We start from the raw sequence: 15,744 nt of genomic DNA on the forward strand, positions 1-15,744 counted from the left end.
GTGCAAAACCGTGATCAGCGCTTACCCGGTGGGCGCGCACCCTTGGCCAGACCCAAGCCCTTGACCGGCGCGGCCGGCGCGGCGGCGTCTCCGTTGGAGTCGCCGGACGGCGCGGGCTCCGACTTTGCTTCGGTTTCCGCTTCGGCTTCCGGCTCGGCAGGCTTTGCCGGCTCGGCAGGCTTGGCGGGCGCGGCAGGAGCGCTCTTCTTCGCACCCGGTCGCTTGGCGCCGGCCGCGATACCCAGCCCCTTCACCGGCACCTCCGGTTTGGCCGGTTCGGCCGGAGCTTCAGCGGGCGCTGCCTCCGCCTTGGCCGGCTCGGCCTTGACCGGCTCAGCCTTGGCCGGCTCAGCAGCCGGTGCCGCCTTCTTGGCGCCGGGACGCTTCGCGCCGGCGGCCATACCAAGACCCTTCACGGGTGCGGCCGGCGTGGACGCTTCGGCCGGCGCCGTTTCAGCGGGCGTCTCGGTGGCCTTGCCGGCTTCGGCCGGCGCCGCCTTCTTGGCCCCGGGACGCTTGGCGCCTGCGGCCATGCCTAACCCCTTGGCGGGGGCGGCAGGTGCGGCGGCTTCCTCCGTTGCGGGAGGTGCGGCAGCCGCCGGTGCCTTCTTCGCGCCGGGGCGCTTGGCGCCGCCCGCCATGCCAAGACCCTTCACCGGGGCTGCAGGCGTTGCGGCGGCGGGCTTTTCGGCAGGCTCGGCGGCCTCCTCGGCCGGTGCTTCCTCGGGTGCAGCTGCCGGGGCGGCCGCGGCGGCCTTGGGCTCGGCCTTCTCCACCTTGGCGACTCGCTCTTCGGCTTCCTTGGCGGCGGTGCCCTTCTCGGGCAGCTTCACGCTGTCGCGGTCCAGCGATGCGAGCAGCACCTGGGCCACGTCGAGAACCTCGACGCCGCTGCGACCCGCTTCTTCCTGCCGGTCGCCGACGCCGTCGGTGACCATCACCCGGCAGAACGGGCAGGCGACCGCGACGGTGGTGGCGTTGGTGGCCAGCGCCTCGTCCACGCGTTCGTGGTTGATGCGCTTGCCGATGTGCTCTTCCATCCACATGCGCGCGCCGCCGGCGCCACAGCAGAAGCTGCGCTCGGCGTGGCGCGGCATCTCGGTGAGGTTGGCTCCCGCCGCACCGATCAACTCACGCGGCGCTTCGTAGACCTTGTTGTGACGGCCCAGGTAGCACGGGTCGTGGTAGGTGATGTCCTGGGAGACGGAGTTGACCGGCACCAGTTTGTTGTCGCGCACCAGTCGGTTCAGCAGCTGGGTGTGGTGCAGCACGGAGTAGTTGCTGCCGAGCTGTCGGTATTCCTTGCCGAGGGTGTTGAAGCAGTGCGGGCAGGTGACGACGATCTTGCGATCGACGGTCTCCACACCTTCGAACACCCCGTCCAGAGTTTCGATGGCCTGCTGCGCCAACTGTTGGAAGAGGAACTCGTTGCCTGACCGGCGCGCGGAGTCGCCATTGCAGGTTTCTCCGGTGCCCAGGACCATGAATTTGACGCCGGCGATGGAAAGAAGTTCGGCGACGGCCTTGGTGGTCTTCTTTGCTTTGTCGTCGTAGGCGCCGGCGCAGCCCACCCAGAACAGGTACTCGTATCCCGCGAAGCTTTCGACGTCTTCGCCATACACGGGGACGTCGAAGTCAACCTCGTCGATCCACGACGTGCGGTCGGCGGCGTTCTGGCCCCACGGATTGCCCTTGTTCTCCAGGTTCTTGAACAATGCGGAAAGCTCCGAGGGGAACTCCGACTCCATCATCACCTGGTAGCGGCGCATGTCGACGATGTGGTCGATGTGTTCGATGTCCACCGGGCACTGCTCGACGCACGCGCCGCAGGTCACGCAGGACCACAACACGTCGGGGTCGATCACGCCGCCCTGCTCGGCAGTGCCGACGAGTGGGCGGGTGGCCTGCTCAGGCCCGGAGCCCATGATGCGGCCGAACCCGGATTCGGGGACGTGATGTTCCTCGGCGTGCTTCTCCCCGCGAAGTTCTTCGCCGAGCCCACCCTCGGGTGTGCTCTCCAGCGGGGATTCCTTCTCGCCCAGGATGTAGGGCGCCTTGGCCATCCAGTGATCCCGCAGGTCCATGATCACGAGCTTGGGCGACAGCGGCTTTGCGGTGTTCCAGGCGGGGCATTGCGATTGGCATCGACCGCACTCGGTACAGGTGGCGAAGTCGAGCATGCCCTTCCAGGTGAAGTCCTCGATCTTGCCGCGGCCGAAAACTGCGTCTTCCGGCGGGTTTTCGAAGTCAATCGGCTTTCCGTCGGCCTCGAGTGGCAGCAGCGGGCCCAGTCCATCGGGCAGTCGCTTGAAGGTGACGTTGATGGGGGCCAGGAAGATGTGCAAGTGCTTGGAGTGCAGCACGATCAGCAGGAAGACGAGCGCCACGGCGATGTGGGCTAACAGCGCGACGGTTTCGATCCACTCGTTTGCGGTTGTGCCGAGCGGGCTCATAAGCGTGCCCATGGCGTGGGAGAAGAAGGCGCCGCCGCCGTAGGGGAGAGTTCCGGTGTTCGCCGAGGCGCCGCGGAAGATCGCGAACGTCAAGATGACCAGGAAGATCATGAAAAGGATCAGCCACGCGCCTCCGGTGTGGGAGCCGTAGAACCGCGATTGGCGGCCGTATTCCTTGGGCTCCGAGCGCAATCGGATGATCGCGAACGTGACGATGCCGAAGACCACGCTGAGGGCGATGAAGTCCTGCAGGAAGCCCAGAGCGTCCCAGCGGCCGACGATCGGAATGTGGAAATTGGGTTGGAAAAGGGTGCCGTAGGCCTCGATGTAAACGGTGACGAGGATGAAGAAGCCCCACATCGTGAAAAAGTGCGCCAGACCGGGGATCGACCATTTCAGCAACTTGCGTTGTCCGAACACCTCGGAGATCTGCGCCCAGACACGGGTGCCGATGTCGTCGGTGCGTCCGCTTGCCGGCTGTCCGGCCGTGACCAGCTTGTACAACCACCAGACACGCTTGAGCGCCAGTGCGCCCACCAACGCGGTCATGCCCAAGCCCACGATGAGCCGGATGAGGGTCTGCGTGGTCACCGAAGGCCACCTCGATTCGTCGTCATTCAGATGCGATGAGGCGCGGAAGCGCCTTTGCTAGTCAACAGGTTCATACTGACATCTCGGGGACATCGGCTGCGAGATAGGCAATCCTAAGTTTGCGCAGATCACCAGCCCAGCGTGGCGGGGTGTGATCAGGCGTACACCTCAGCTTTGCGGAGCAAGCATCGCCCGCAGCATCGACAGCATCTCCGAGCGTGAGCCGGCGCCGAGGCGACGGCGGATCCTGGCGACGTGATGCTCGACGGTTTTTGCCGAGATGAACAGTTGACTTCCGATATCGCGGTAGGGCAGGCCGAGCAGAAGCAGTTCGGCGACTTCGCGTTCGCGGTCGGACAATGGTGTTCCCGAGGGTGGCTGACGGGGGGACGAGGCGGTGGCTTCGACCTGATCCCCAGCGCTGGGTGCCTCGACGGAGCCCATGCCGATCTTCAGGTCGCGCGCGAGTTGCAGCATGGCGCCGGCCACTCGCGGATCCGATGTCTGCAGCGCTGCCTGGCCGGCGAGGCGGGTCGCATCGGAGGTCAACCCGACATGTGACAGCGACCGGGCCGCGGCACCGACCTCGTCCGCGTCCACCTGCCCGGCAAGAACTCGCAGCCACGTCCGGCCGGCAACCGAAAGCGCCTGAGCGAGAACACTTTGCGCGGCCCCAGCACTAAGGGCCTGCCCGTGGGGTGCGACGGACTCCGGTGAATTCGCCAGGATTCCCGCGTGCACACCGGCCCAATGCAGCGGGACCGACCACAGCGGCGGGTTTCCCAGGGAGTTGAGCAGCGCGAACGCCTGATCCAAGGTGTGCTGCAACTGGTCGACCTGCCGCATGCGGGCTGCCGCAACCCACAGCTCGCCCAATGGCAGCAGCGCAAAAAGGTCCAGGGAGTACTCCGCGAGCACCTCGGCGGCCGCGTACCAATGCTTCTGCAGCGCACCGGTATCGCCGCTGCGGCGCGCGATGGCGGTCTGCAGGGCGGCGGCCCACAGTGCGTCGCGGCGGTGCAGGCCCGCGCCGGACACTGCGGCGACGTCCGCGCTGGCGGACGGCAGTTGCCCGTCCTGCATTTTGATCCAGCCGCAGAGCAGCAGGTGGCGGTGCTTGAAGAAGGCCTCAGCTTCTGCGCGTACGGCGCGCCCAATCACACTGTGGGCGCGCACCGGATCCCCGCCGTGTATTGCGGCCAGCGTGACGAGTGCGGCCGGGCTGTCCGGAAAGGCTTCAGCGATAGGGTGTTCGACCGCGATGGATCCGCTGAGCTTGGCCATGGCGGTGGGGTAGGGCTGATCCATAGTCAGCAGCAGGCCCTCGGCCAGGTTTCGGGATGCGCGTGCCGCGATCGTCGGCGGGCCTGAGTCCTTGAGCCGAACAGCGGCATGGGCGGTAGCGAGGTCGCCCGTCGCCGTGAGCACGATCGCAGCCGCCGAGCCCACCACGGAATCCGGGTACGGGCCCAGCCAGCCGAAGAGTTCGGCCGCCTGACCGGAATTACCGTCGTGCGTCGCCACGCTGGCTGCGATGCGCACGGCTGCTGCACGTTCGGCGAAGTCCGGGGACCCGAGCAGACTGTCGGCGAGCGACGCGGCGGCTACACACTCCCCGCTGAGGGCGAGCGAGTCGGCCAGCTTCGGCGCCAGCCCGGCAGCGCCGACATTTACCGCTGCCCGATAGAACCGGGCGGATTGAGCTGCATCGCAACGGATTTCGGCTGCACGGTGAGAGAGGATTGCCGACAATCGCTCGTCGCACAGACCGTGCTCGGCCAGTCGCAGCGCGAAGTCGGGTGACACGGTAGAGATGTCGAGTTGTGAACGCAGTAAAGAAGTTTCGACTTCGTGGTGGTGGGCGTTGCCGATGATCTGAGCGACGCAATCATGAACAAGCTCCAGGAAGGCGGGCGGGTATGACGGGTCGATCAGTCCGCTGGCGTGTGCCCGATCCACCAACGTTCGGGCGTCGAGGACCGAAATGCCAAGCGCGGCAGCGACGTCAGCGGAACCCAGGGTGTGGGTCAACGACATGATCAACAACGCGTCGAGATCGGGCTCGTCGATTCGCCGCAATCGCTCGATGAGCGCGAGCTTGGCGCCGTGTGCCTGGCCACCGGTGGATGTCGCTTGGACGAGAAACGGCAGACCCGCGGTGTAGTCCATTTGATGTTCGGCGACCGCCATCGGGCCCAGCACGATCCGCGGTCTGTCTCGCGCGATAGCCGTCGTCAGGTGACGCAGAGCCGCGTGCTGCTCGTGGGCTTGGGCAGCCACCAGGACGGTCGCGCCGGAGTCACCGACGATTTGGGTGAGCTTGAGCAGGTCGGCGTCGTCGAGCAGGTGAGCGTCGTCGACGACGAATGCCGTCCCTGGCGGATCGTCGTTACGTGGGGGTCGGGTCAGAACCGGGACGCCGGCGTGGCGCAGGCTGTCGCGCGCGGCTGCCAGGAAAGTGGTCTTCCCGGTGCCGATGCCACCGACGATCACTGCCCTGACGGGCGTGGCCGCGGCTTCTGCGAGTTCGCCGAGCACATCGCGGGCAGCACGCGGAAACTCCATGTGCGTACCCCCCTGTGCTCCATAGGCGGTCACCAGCGGCTTTTTCACCATAGCCGCCCTTGCCCCGTAACCCGGTCATTCCCCTAACGCGTCACCCCCTAATGGGTGCCGGGGGTGGGCGGGGTTCGCACCGAACACCGGCGTCTGCATAGCGGATAGCATCTTGCTAGTGCTTAATTCAGGCGGGCATCTGCCACAGGGAGATCGGTGATGGCTAATTCGTTGCTCGACTTCGTGATCTCGCTGGTGCGCGATCCCGAGGTCGCCGCGCGCTACGCCGCGAACCCCGCCCAAGCCATTGCCGACGCGCACCTTACCGATGTGACCAGCGTCGATGTCAACAATTTGATTCCGATGGTGTCGGATTCGCTATCGATGGGCGGGCTCTCCGGTGCGGCCAGCAGCATGCCGGTCGCCGATCACGGCAATGTGTGGGCAAGCGGTGCGGCGACGGCGGCATTCGACGCCTTCAGCCCTCATCCGCCGGCTGCGGTGGCACCCCAGCATGCAGCTATCGGTGGTGTCAGTGGCGTGATTAACCAACCGGCATCGCATCTGCCGGCCGATGCAACGGGAGGTCCCCCCGCGGTGGGGATTGGTCATCCCGGGCCATCAGCGCTGCTCACAGGTGCTGAAGCGCACGAAGTTGCGTTCGACCATGGCGGCTTCCCAGCTGGCGACCCCGGTATATGGGACCACTCAGTGATCCATCCGGACGCGCATTCACATGAGGGACAGCCCGATCACCACGCCTTCGGCATCGACGGCTTGCACGGCTGATCTGCGTTGCGTCGCTGCTGCGTCTGGCGGCCTAGACAGCTGGCGAGTACTGTTTGACGTGCATAAATGCTGCAAACGGGGGTGGTTTCAGCGCGGGGCTGGGGGCAGTGCGATTCCCCTAATCCCCTAATGGGGCAGCCCTAGCTATCCCGATGGGGCTCCCCCCGGCTGGGGGTACCGACCCCGATTTGGGGCAGCCGCGAAATCCATACGGTTTATGACAGAGCGCCGGTCACTTCGGCGAACAACTTCACGGTTTCGATCGAAGGGAAAAGAAGATGACCTCGCTAGTTGACTACATCCTGAGCCTGTTCCGCAGCGAAGAGGCGGCACAGTCGTTCGTCGCTGCACCCGGGCAGGCCATGACCAACGCCGGTTTGATCAACGTCTCTCCCGCCGAGGTCTCCTCGGCCGTCGCGAGCGCAGTCCCCGGCGCGGTCGTCTCCTCCGACGACCCGATCGGCGCCCTGCAGCAGGCCGTGGCTGATCAGCACGGCTTCGCGATCCCATCGGCGGATCCGGGCGTCATGTCCAGCTTCATCGCGCAAGACGCCGGTCCCGTTCTCGGCAACGCCGGGCTGGTGGCCGGTGACGCCGGCCTCGTTGCTACGGACGCGGGCCTGATCGCCGCGGACGCGGGCGTCGGATTGGCAGGCGCGGTCGCGTCCGACGTTGGTGTGGGTCTGGCGAACGGCATCAACGCCGGTCTGGTCGGACAGAGCGGGTTGGGCGTGCAGACCGGTCTCGTTGGGCCCGCTCCCGGGCTGGCCTTCGTGGAGCCGACCGGCGGCGTCGGTGCCGGAGTCGGTGCCGGAGTCGGTGTCGGAGCCCAAGCGGGCCTCGAGGTCGGATTCGGTGTTCAAGCAGGAATCGGTGCCGGACTTGGCGCCGGCGTCGGAACCGGGGTGGGAGTCGGCGCGCAGGCCGGCGTTGAGTTCGGCGTGCAAGCCGAGATCGGTGCCCAGGCCGGTGTAGTCGGCGGTATTGGTGGCGGTGCCGGTGTCGGTCTCGGTGGTGGGATCGGTGGCCAGGCCGGTATCGGGCTCGGGGGCCAGGTCGGACTCGGCGGTGGCATCGGCGCTGGCGCCGGCGGCGTCATCGGTGGCGGGGTCGGTGGCGGTGTCGGACTGGGTGGCCAGGTCGGCGGCGGACTGGGTGTCGGCGGCCAGGTCGGCGGTGGCCTCGGTGTTGGCGGTCAGGTCGGCGGCGCGATCGGCGGTGGTGTTGGTGGTCAGGTCGGCGGTGGCCTCGGTGGTGCTGTGGGTGTCGGTGGTCAGGTTGGTGGCGCGGTAGGCGCTGGCGGCCAGATCGGTGGTGGCATCGGCGGTGGTGTTGGTGGTCAGGTCGGTGGTGGCCTTGGCGGCGCGGTGGGTGTCGGTGGTCAGGTTGGTGGCGCGGTGGGCGCTGGTGGCCAGGTTGGCGGTGCGATCGGTGCTGGTGGTCAGGTTGGCGGTGCCATTGGTGGTCAGGCCGGCGGTGCGATCGGTGGTGGCATCGGTGGTGGTGTTGGTGGCCAGGTCGGTGGTGGCCTTGGTGGCGCGGTGGGTGTCGGTGGCCAGGTTGGCGGTGCGATCGGTGCCGGTGGCCAGGTTGGCGGGGCCATTGGTGGTCAGGCCGGCGGTGCGATCGGTGGTGGCATCGGTGGTGGTGTTGGTGGCCAGGTCGGTGGTGGCCTTGGTGGCGCGGTGGGCGCTGGTGGCCAGGTTGGCGGTGCGATCGGTGCTGGTGGTCAGGTTGGCGGTGCCATTGGTGGTCAGGCCGGCGGTGCGATCGGTGGTGGCATCGGCGGTGGTGTTGGTGGCCAGGTCGGTGGTGGCCTTGGCGGCGCTGTAGGTGTCGGAGGCCAGGTTGGCGGTGCGATCGGTGCTGGTGGTCAGGTTGGCGGTGCCATTGGTGGTCAGGCCGGCGGTGCGATCGGTGGTGGTGTTGGTGGCCAGGTCGGTGGCGGGCTTGGTGGTGCTGTGGGTGTCGGTGGTCAGGTTGGTGGCGCGGTGGGCGCTGGTGGCCAGGTTGGCGGTGCCATTGGTGGTCAGGCCGGTGGTGCCATTGGTGGTCAGGCCGGCGGTGCGATCGGTGGTGGTGTTGGTGGCCAGGTCGGCGGTGGCATCGGTGGCGCCGTGGGCGTCGGTGGTCAGGTCGGCGGCGCGGTAGGCGCTGGCGGCCAGGTTGGCGGTGCGATCGGTGCTGGTGGTCAGGTTGGCGGTGCCATTGGTGGTCAGGCCGGCGGTGCGATCGGTGGTGGTGTTGGTGGCCAGGTCGGCGGTGCGATCGGTGCTGGTGGCCAGGTTGGCGGTGCGATCGGCGCTGGCGGCCAGGTTGGTGGCGCTATTGGTGCCGGTGGTCAGGTTGGCGGTGCCCTTGGTGGTCAGGCCGGCGCAGCCATTGGTGGTGGCATCGGCGGTGGTGTTGGTGGCCAGGTCGGTGGCGGCCTCGGTGGCGCCGTGGGTGTCGGTGGTCAGGTTGGTGGCGCGGTAGGCGCTGGTGGCCAGGTTGGCGGTGCGATCGGCGCCGGTGGCCAGGTTGGCGGTGCGATCGGTGCCGGTGGTCAGGTTGGCGGGGCCATCGGCGCCGGTGGCCAGGTCGGTGGTGGCCTCGGTGGTGCTGTGGGTGTCGGTGGTCAGGTTGGTGGCGCGGTAGGTGCTGGCGGCCAGGTTGGCGGTGCGATCGGCGCTGGCGGTCAGGTTGGCGGGGCCATCGGCGCTGGTGGCCAGGTCGGTGGTGGCCTCGGTGGCGCGGTGGGTGCTGGTGGCCAGGTCGGTGGCGGGCTTGGTGGCGCGGTGGGTGCTGGTGGTCAGGTTGGCGGTGCGATCGGCGCTGGCGGTCAGGTCGGTGGGGCCCTTGGTGGTCAAGCCGGCGGCGCGATCGGCGGCGGGCTTGGTGGCGGTATCGGCGCCGGGGCCCAGGCCGGTGTCGGCGCTGGTGCCCAGGCCGGAATCGCGGCGGGTGGTCAGGCGGGCGCCGCGGCAGGTGCCCAGGCGGGCCTCGCCGGCCAGGCGGGCCTTGCCGGGCAGGCCGGGATGGCTGGGCAAGCTGGTCTCGCCGGGCAGGCCGGAGTTGCCGGCCAAGCCGGTCTCGCCAGTCAGGCGGCTCTGGGTGGACACGCCGCCACCGCTGGCAGCATCGCCGGCACCAACGCCGCGCTCGGCGCAGGAGCAGGAAGCCAGGCCGGACTCATTGCGAGCGAGGGCGCAGCGCTGAACGGCGCTGCCACGCCCCACGTCGCAGGCCCGATCGGCGGAGTCGGCGTGGGCGGCCAGGCCGGTGCCGCCGGCGGCGCAGGACTGGGTATCGGCGGCGGCGGAAACACACCGCTGGCCGGTCACCCGGCTCCGCAGCCGGTCGGAGTGTCCGGTGCAGCCGGCGCCGGAGCCGGAGCGCAGGCAGGCCCCGGCGGTGTCGCGGCGGCCGGAGCGGGCGGGGGCACCGTCACCACCGGACCAGCCACGCCGGCTGCTGGACCCGGGGGCGTAGCCACCGGGCCGGGCGCACACACAGGTGCCGGGGCTGGCGGCCACGGCGACATCCTGGGCCAGGAAGGCACGACACTCGGCGGTGGTGTCGGCGCAGGTGGCGCGGGCGGCGTCGGACCGAGCGGCGTGGGCGCCGGCGGCGGCGCGGGTGCCGGTGCCGGTACGGCCGGCGGGGTCACTCCGGGCGATCACCAGCCGACGGTGCCCTCAGGGCAGGGTCCCGTCATCACCGGCGGCGGCGCCGGGGCCGGCGGAACGACGCCCCCGGCAGGCGGTGGGCACGGTCCGGTCATCCAGACCCCCGGCACACCGGCCGGCACGGGCGGTGCCGGCGGCGCAAACCCGCCGGTGATCAACGCGCCGCACACGCCTGCCCCGCAGGGTGACACGCCGGCTCCGACTCACCCGGCTCCGGCCGATCACGGCCCGGTGTTCACTCCGCAGCAGCACCAGCCGGTGGAGCAGCCGCAACCGACCCACCACGAGCCGCAGAGCCCGTCGGTGTTCGGTCACGACCCGGCTCCGCACACGCCGCCGGCGCACACCGAGCCGCCGGCGACGCACGGCCCGGCCGACCACCACGGGTTCTGATAACCAGACCCGGCTGAAAACCGGCGGGGACCCTCGTGGTCCCCGCCGGTTTGTACGCATACCTTGATCTGACAGACGATCTGACAGACCGCGACGGAAGAAAGTGGGGCAGCACGGTGGCACAACCCGATGACCCGCGTCGGGTCAGCGTGATCGTCGAGCTGATCGATCACACGATCGCCATCGCCGAGCTGCACGAACGCGGCGATCTCGTGCACCGGCTGCGTCGGGCCCGGGAGCGGATCACCGACCCCCACATCCGGGTGGTGATCGCCGGCCAGCTCAAACAGGGCAAGAGCCAACTGCTCAACTCATTGCTGAATCTGCCGGTAGCCCGAGTCGGCGACGACGAGGCAACCGTAGTGATCACGATCGTCAGCTACAGCGCCCAGCCGTCGGCAAGGCTGGTTCTGGCGGCGGGACCCAACGGCGAAACCACAACAGTCGACATCCCGGTCGAGGAGATCAATGCCGATCTGCGCCGGGCGCCACAGGCCGGCGGACGCCACGTGCTGCGGGTCGAGATCGGCGCGCCCAGCCCACTGCTGCAGGGCGGCCTGGTGTTCATCGACACCCCGGGTGTGGGCGGCCACGGGCAGCCGCACCTGTCAGCGACGCTCGGTCTGCTGCCCGATGCCGATGCGATGTTGATGGTCAGCGACGCAAGCCAGGAGTTCACCGAACCCGAGATGTGGTTCCTGCGCAAGGCGCACCAGATCTGCCCGGTCGGGGTGATCGTGGCGACCAAGACCGACCTGTACCCGCACTGGCGTCAGATCGTCAACGCCAACGCCAACCACCTGCAGCGCGGCCGGGTGCCCATGCCGATCATCCCGGTCTCGTCGCTGCTGCGCAGCCACGCCGTGAGCCTCAATGACAAAGAGCTCAACGACGAATCCAACTTCCCGGCCGTGGTGAAGTTCCTGAGCGAGAAAGTGCTGACCCGGGAGAATGACCGGGTGCGTGACGAAGTTCTCAACGAAATTCGTTCTGCTGCAGGGCAATTAACGACGAAGGCGGGGTCGGAGCTGGCCTCGGTCAACGACCCCGGCCTGCGTGAGCGGCTGGAAAGCGATCTGCAGCGCCGGAAGCGGGACGCCGAGAACGCCCTGCAGGCGACCGCCTTGTGGCAGCAGGTGCTCAACGACGGCTTCACCGACGTGAGCAACGACGTGGACCACGACCTGCGGGCACGCTTTCGCGCCGTCACCGACGAGATCGAGAAGCGCATCGATTCCTGCGACCCCACCCTGCACTGGGCGGAGATCGGTGCCGAAGCCGAGGATGCCATCGCGACCGCGGTCGGTGACAACTTCGTCTGGGCTTACCAGCGTTCTGCGGCCCTGGCCGACGAAGTCGCCCGCTCTTTCGCGGATGCGGGTCTGAACTCGGTGATGTCGCCGGAGCTGACGTCGCGCCTGATGGCCACTGACTTCGATCAACTCAAAGCACTGGCGGAACTGGAATCCAAGCCGCAGGGCAAGGGGCAGAAAGCCCTGTCGGGACTGCGCGGTTCCTACGGCGGTGTGGTGATGATCGGCATGCTGTCATCGGTCGCGGGGCTGGGCCTGTTCAACCCGGTGTCGGTGGGCGCCGGGCTGCTACTCGGCCGGATGGCCTACAAAGAGGAGAAACAGAGTCGGCTACTGCGGGCGCGCGCCGAGGCCAAGGCGAACGTGCGGCGCTTCGTCGACGAGGTGTCGTTCATCGTCGGCAAGGAATCTCGCGACCGGCTCAAGACGATTCACCGAAAGCTGCGCGACCACTACCGCGACATCGCCAACGAGCTCAGTCGCTCGCTCAACGAGTCACTGCAGGCCACCCTGACCGCTGCCCACCTGGAGGGTGTGGAGCGCGACGCCAGGGTGCGCGAGCTGGAGCGACAACTGGACATTCTGCGTCAGGTCATCGAAAACTTGGACAAACTGCGGCCCCAGGCGACCCTAGGACGAGCGTGAGCACAAGCGATCGGGTCCGTGCCATCCTGGGCGGAACCATCCAGGCTTATCGGGGGGAACCGGCCTATCGTCAACGGCCGGACGTCTTCCACGAGTTGGAACGCATCGGCGCCCGGCTCAACGAGCCGATCCGCATCGCGTTGGCAGGCACCCTCAAGGCGGGTAAGTCCACGCTGGTCAACGCGCTCGTCGCGGACGACATCGCACCAACGGACGCGACCGAGGCGACCAGAATCGTGACCTGGTTCCGGCACGGCCCGACACCGAAGGTCACCGCGATACACCAGGGCGGAAGACGCAGCAACGTACCGATCACCCATCGCGACGGGCTGAGCTTCGATCTGCGCAGCCTCAACCCGGCGGAAGTGGCCCACCTCGATGTCGAGTGGCCCGCCGAGGAGTTGACGCAAGCCACCATCATCGACACCCCCGGCACGTCGTCGCTGACCCGGGATGCCTCCGAGCGCACGCTGCGACTGCTCGTGCCCCCGGACGGGGTGCCACGCGTGGATGCGGTGGTGTTCCTGCTGCGCACCCTCAACGCCGCTGACATCGCGCTGCTCAAGCAGATCGGCGGGCTGGTGGGTGGGTCCGCGGGAGCGCTGGGGATCATCGGTGTGGCATCGCGGGCGGATGAGATCGGCGCCGGGCGCATCGATGCGATGCTGTCCGCCAGCGAGGTCGCCAGGCGGTTCACCAGCGAGATGAATCAGACCGGCATCTGTCAGGCGGTGGTCCCGGTGTCGGGGCTGCTCGCGATGACCGCGCGAACGCTGCGTCAGAGCGAATTCGTCGCCTTGCAGAAGCTTGCCGGCTCCGACGCCGCCGAACTCAACCGGGCACTGCTGAGTGTGGATCGCTTCGCACGCCCGGACAGCCCACTGCCGGTCGACGCGGCGACCCGTGCTCATCTGCTGGAGCGGTTCGGGATGTTCGGCATCCGCATCTCGATTGCCGTGCTGGCGGCCGGCGTCGCCGACGCGTCGGGACTGGCCAACGAACTGCTGGAGCGCAGCGGGTTGACGGCCTTACGCAACGTCATCGACCAGCAGTTCGCGCAGCGCTCCGACATGCTCAAGGCGCACACCGCGCTGGTGTCGCTGCGCCGGTTCGTCGAAGCGCACCCGGTGCTGGCCACGCCGTATGTGATCGCCGACATCGACCCGCTGCTGGCTGACACCCACGCGTTCGAAGAACTCCGACTGCTCAGTCAATTATCTTCGCGCACAACAACTTTGAAGGAAAATGACGTCGTGCTGCTGCGGCGTATCATCGGCGGTTCGGGAACCGGCCCGGCCAGCAGGCTGGGACTGGACCCGGAGGTCTGCCGGGCCAACCCTCAGGAGGTCTCCCGGGCGGCATTCGCCGCCGCGCAACATTGGCGCCGCCGCGCCGAGCATCCGCTGAACGACCCGTTCACCACCAGGGCGTGTCGTGCGGCGGTCCGCAGCGCCGAGGCGCTGCTGGCCGAATTCCGTGCGTAATAAGGGGCGACCCGCAGCGCCCGACTAGCCGCCTGGCGCGGGGGCAGGCGCCGCGGTGGTGGGTGCCGCCGCGGTGGTGGGTGTGACCGGCGCCGCCGTCGTGGTTGGCGGCTTCTGCGTGGTGGTCGGTGGTGCCTGGGTGGTGGTCTGCTGGGTGGTGGTCGGTTGGGTGGTCGTCGGCTGCGTGGTCGTGGTGGTGGGCTGGGTGGTCGTGGTTGTCGTCGTCGACGTGGTGGTGGATGTGCTCGACGTGGTGTCCGAGGTGCTGGGCGGGTTGGTGGTGGTAGAGGGCGTGGTGGTCACGGTGACGGGCGGCGGGGTGATGACCGTCTCGGTCGGGCTGTTGTCCGGCCCGGTCACGACGGTGGTGAACGGCGGCGGCTGCGAGGTGGTCACCACCGGCTTGGCGTTGGTCGGCCGCAGGGTAAAGGCCAGCACTATGGCGATGATGATGGCCGCGGCGGCGCCGGCGAGGCTGAGCAGAATGGCTGGACGCCGGTACCACAGCGGGACCTCGGGCTCGGCCGCGTAGCGGTCCTGCCGGGTGTCGGGAGCCGCCGGGCCGGGCGGAGGCTCGACCGGGCCGGTGTAGTCGGCGGGTCCGGTGTAGGGGACCGGTTCCATGCCAGTGCCGCTGTCTTCGGACCACGCCAGCGCACGGTCGGTCTCCTGACGGGCACTGTCGGGGAATGCTTCGGTGTTGACCGGCGCCGTCGGGGATGCCAACGTCTCAGGACCGACGGCGGCGCCGATCATGGCTGTCGGCAGTCCTACGGCGGGTCCGATCCCGGTGGCCGCGCCGGCCGACGCCACTTGCGCGTCGCCAAGCGTGGCGGCACCGATCGCGGCGGCGAACAGCGGTTGCGCCGTCGTGAAGACCTGGACCTGCAGGCGTTGCGACATCCGGGTGGAGATCAGCGGGATGGCGGCGCCGCCGCCGACGATCGCCACCGCCGCCAGCTGTCCAACCCCGTTGCGCTGCAACACTTCTGGGATAGAACCAAGGAACCTGTCCAGTGGCGGCGCGACGAGTTCTTCGAATTCGCTGCGGGTCAATCGGTGATCAGCACCGCCGGTGCCGGTGGCGATGGTGGCCACCGTAGCCGCGGACAGTTGCTCCTTGGCAGTGCGGCAGGCGCCGAGCATGCGTGTCACCGAACCCATGGACGTGGCGGTGCTGGATACATCGCTGCTGTCGGCGCTGGGGGAGGAGGCCAGCACGTGATTCAGGATCAGCTGGTCGAGGTCGTCACCGGAGAACTCGCTGTAGCGGACCGTGCTGCCGATCTGCTGGAAGCCGGATCCGGCGTCGGCCAGCGTGACGCTCGTGCCGCCGGCCCCGAAGTCACACAGCGCGACGACACCCTGCCGGGGGAAGCCGGGTCGGGCATTGACCGCGGCCAGCGCCGCCGTGGCGTCGGAGATCAACGTCGGCGTGCCACCTTGGGCCGCGAGGTCGGGCTGGGCGAACAGCTCCTGGCGCAATGCGGCGACCTGGTTTTCTGACCAATACGCCGGGACGGCGACCGTGATCGGGCGGCCGTAGCCCACAGTGCGCGCCATCGCTTCCAGAGCTTCGATGGTCAACGCCTGCCCCAGGTACTTCGTCCCGTCGGCCGCCACCAGCGGCGCCGGGTCACCGACCCGTTCCACGAACCCGCGTAACACCAGGCCGGGTTCGGTCAGATTCGGGTTCTCCTCGGGCAGCCCCACCTCCGATGGACGGTTCTCGAACAACGTCACGACCGGTGTGCGGGAGACCGGGACGCTACCGGAGCGGGCAGCCACCAGGTTGGCCACTCCGATCGACAACCCGAGCGGCTCACTCATATCCACACCCTTCGTCGTCCCT

Annotated in this window: 7 protein-coding genes and 1 pseudogene; 5 read left to right on the plus strand and 3 right to left on the minus strand. The window is 68.4% G+C overall.

The window, feature by feature from the left end:
* Positions 1–14: 14 nt before the first annotated feature.
* Together C0J29_RS03515 and iniR are read right to left on the minus strand one after the other, a co-directional pair.
* Positions 15–3,044 (minus strand): (Fe-S)-binding protein, encoded by a 3,030-nt coding sequence (locus C0J29_RS03515; RefSeq protein WP_120791541.1) that lies wholly within the window; start codon positions 3,042–3,044, stop codon positions 15–17.
* 168 nt (positions 3,045–3,212) lie between these two features.
* Positions 3,213–5,609, minus strand: coding sequence for an isoniazid response ATPase/transcriptional regulator IniR (gene iniR, locus C0J29_RS03520; RefSeq protein WP_242460348.1), 2,397 nt, complete (start codon positions 5,607–5,609; stop codon positions 3,213–3,215).
* Positions 5,610–5,819: 210 nt separating this feature from the next.
* Here iniR and C0J29_RS03525 point away from each other — a divergent pair, with 210 nt between their 5' ends.
* From C0J29_RS03525 to iniC, 5 genes and pseudogenes are all read left to right on the plus strand, one after another.
* Positions 5,820–6,389: an Rv0340 family IniB-related protein gene (locus C0J29_RS03525; protein WP_120791543.1), complete on the plus strand. Its 570-nt coding sequence runs from the start codon at positions 5,820–5,822 to the stop codon at positions 6,387–6,389.
* Positions 6,390–6,667: 278 nt separating this feature from the next.
* Positions 6,668–6,760: pseudogene (locus C0J29_RS33540) on the plus strand (IniB N-terminal domain-containing protein); the annotation flags it as partial.
* 2,646 nt (positions 6,761–9,406) lie between these two features.
* Positions 9,407–10,450, plus strand: coding sequence for a hypothetical protein (locus C0J29_RS32670; protein ID WP_156298596.1), 1,044 nt, complete (start codon positions 9,407–9,409; stop codon positions 10,448–10,450).
* A gap of 116 nt (positions 10,451–10,566) precedes the next feature.
* A complete protein-coding gene (locus C0J29_RS03550; protein WP_197748182.1) occupies positions 10,567–12,408 on the plus strand; it encodes a dynamin-like GTPase family protein in 1,842 nt (613 codons plus the stop codon).
* Positions 12,405–13,892 carry an isoniazid-induced dynamin-like GTPase IniC gene (iniC, locus tag C0J29_RS03555; RefSeq protein ID WP_120791546.1) on the plus strand — a complete coding sequence of 496 codons (1,488 nt, stop codon included), beginning with the start codon at positions 12,405–12,407 and terminating at the stop codon, positions 13,890–13,892. Before C0J29_RS03550 ends, iniC begins: the two co-directional genes overlap by 4 nt.
* A 24-nt stretch (positions 13,893–13,916) precedes the next feature.
* Here the strand turns inward: iniC and C0J29_RS03560 are convergent, their stop codons facing one another.
* On the minus strand, positions 13,917–15,722 hold the full coding sequence (locus C0J29_RS03560) for an Hsp70 family protein (RefSeq protein WP_120791547.1): 1,806 nt from the start codon (positions 15,720–15,722) through the stop codon (positions 13,917–13,919).
* Positions 15,723–15,744: the final 22 nt, after the last annotated feature.

This window comes from Mycobacterium paragordonae, from assembly GCF_003614435.1.
GTDB lineage: Bacteria > Actinomycetota > Actinomycetes > Mycobacteriales > Mycobacteriaceae > Mycobacterium > Mycobacterium paragordonae.

Coding starts and splice junctions, on each gene's coding strand:
- iniR (WP_242460348.1), bottom strand. CDS start 5,609: ATGGAGTTTCCGCGTGCTGCCCGCGATGTGCTCGGCGAACTCGCAGAA.
- C0J29_RS32670 (WP_156298596.1), top strand. CDS start 9,407: ATGGCTGGGCAAGCTGGTCTCGCCGGGCAGGCCGGAGTTGCCGGCCAA.
- C0J29_RS03560 (WP_120791547.1), bottom strand. CDS start 15,722: ATGAGTGAGCCGCTCGGGTTGTCGATCGGAGTGGCCAACCTGGTGGCT.
- C0J29_RS03525 (WP_120791543.1), top strand. CDS start 5,820: ATGGCTAATTCGTTGCTCGACTTCGTGATCTCGCTGGTGCGCGATCCC.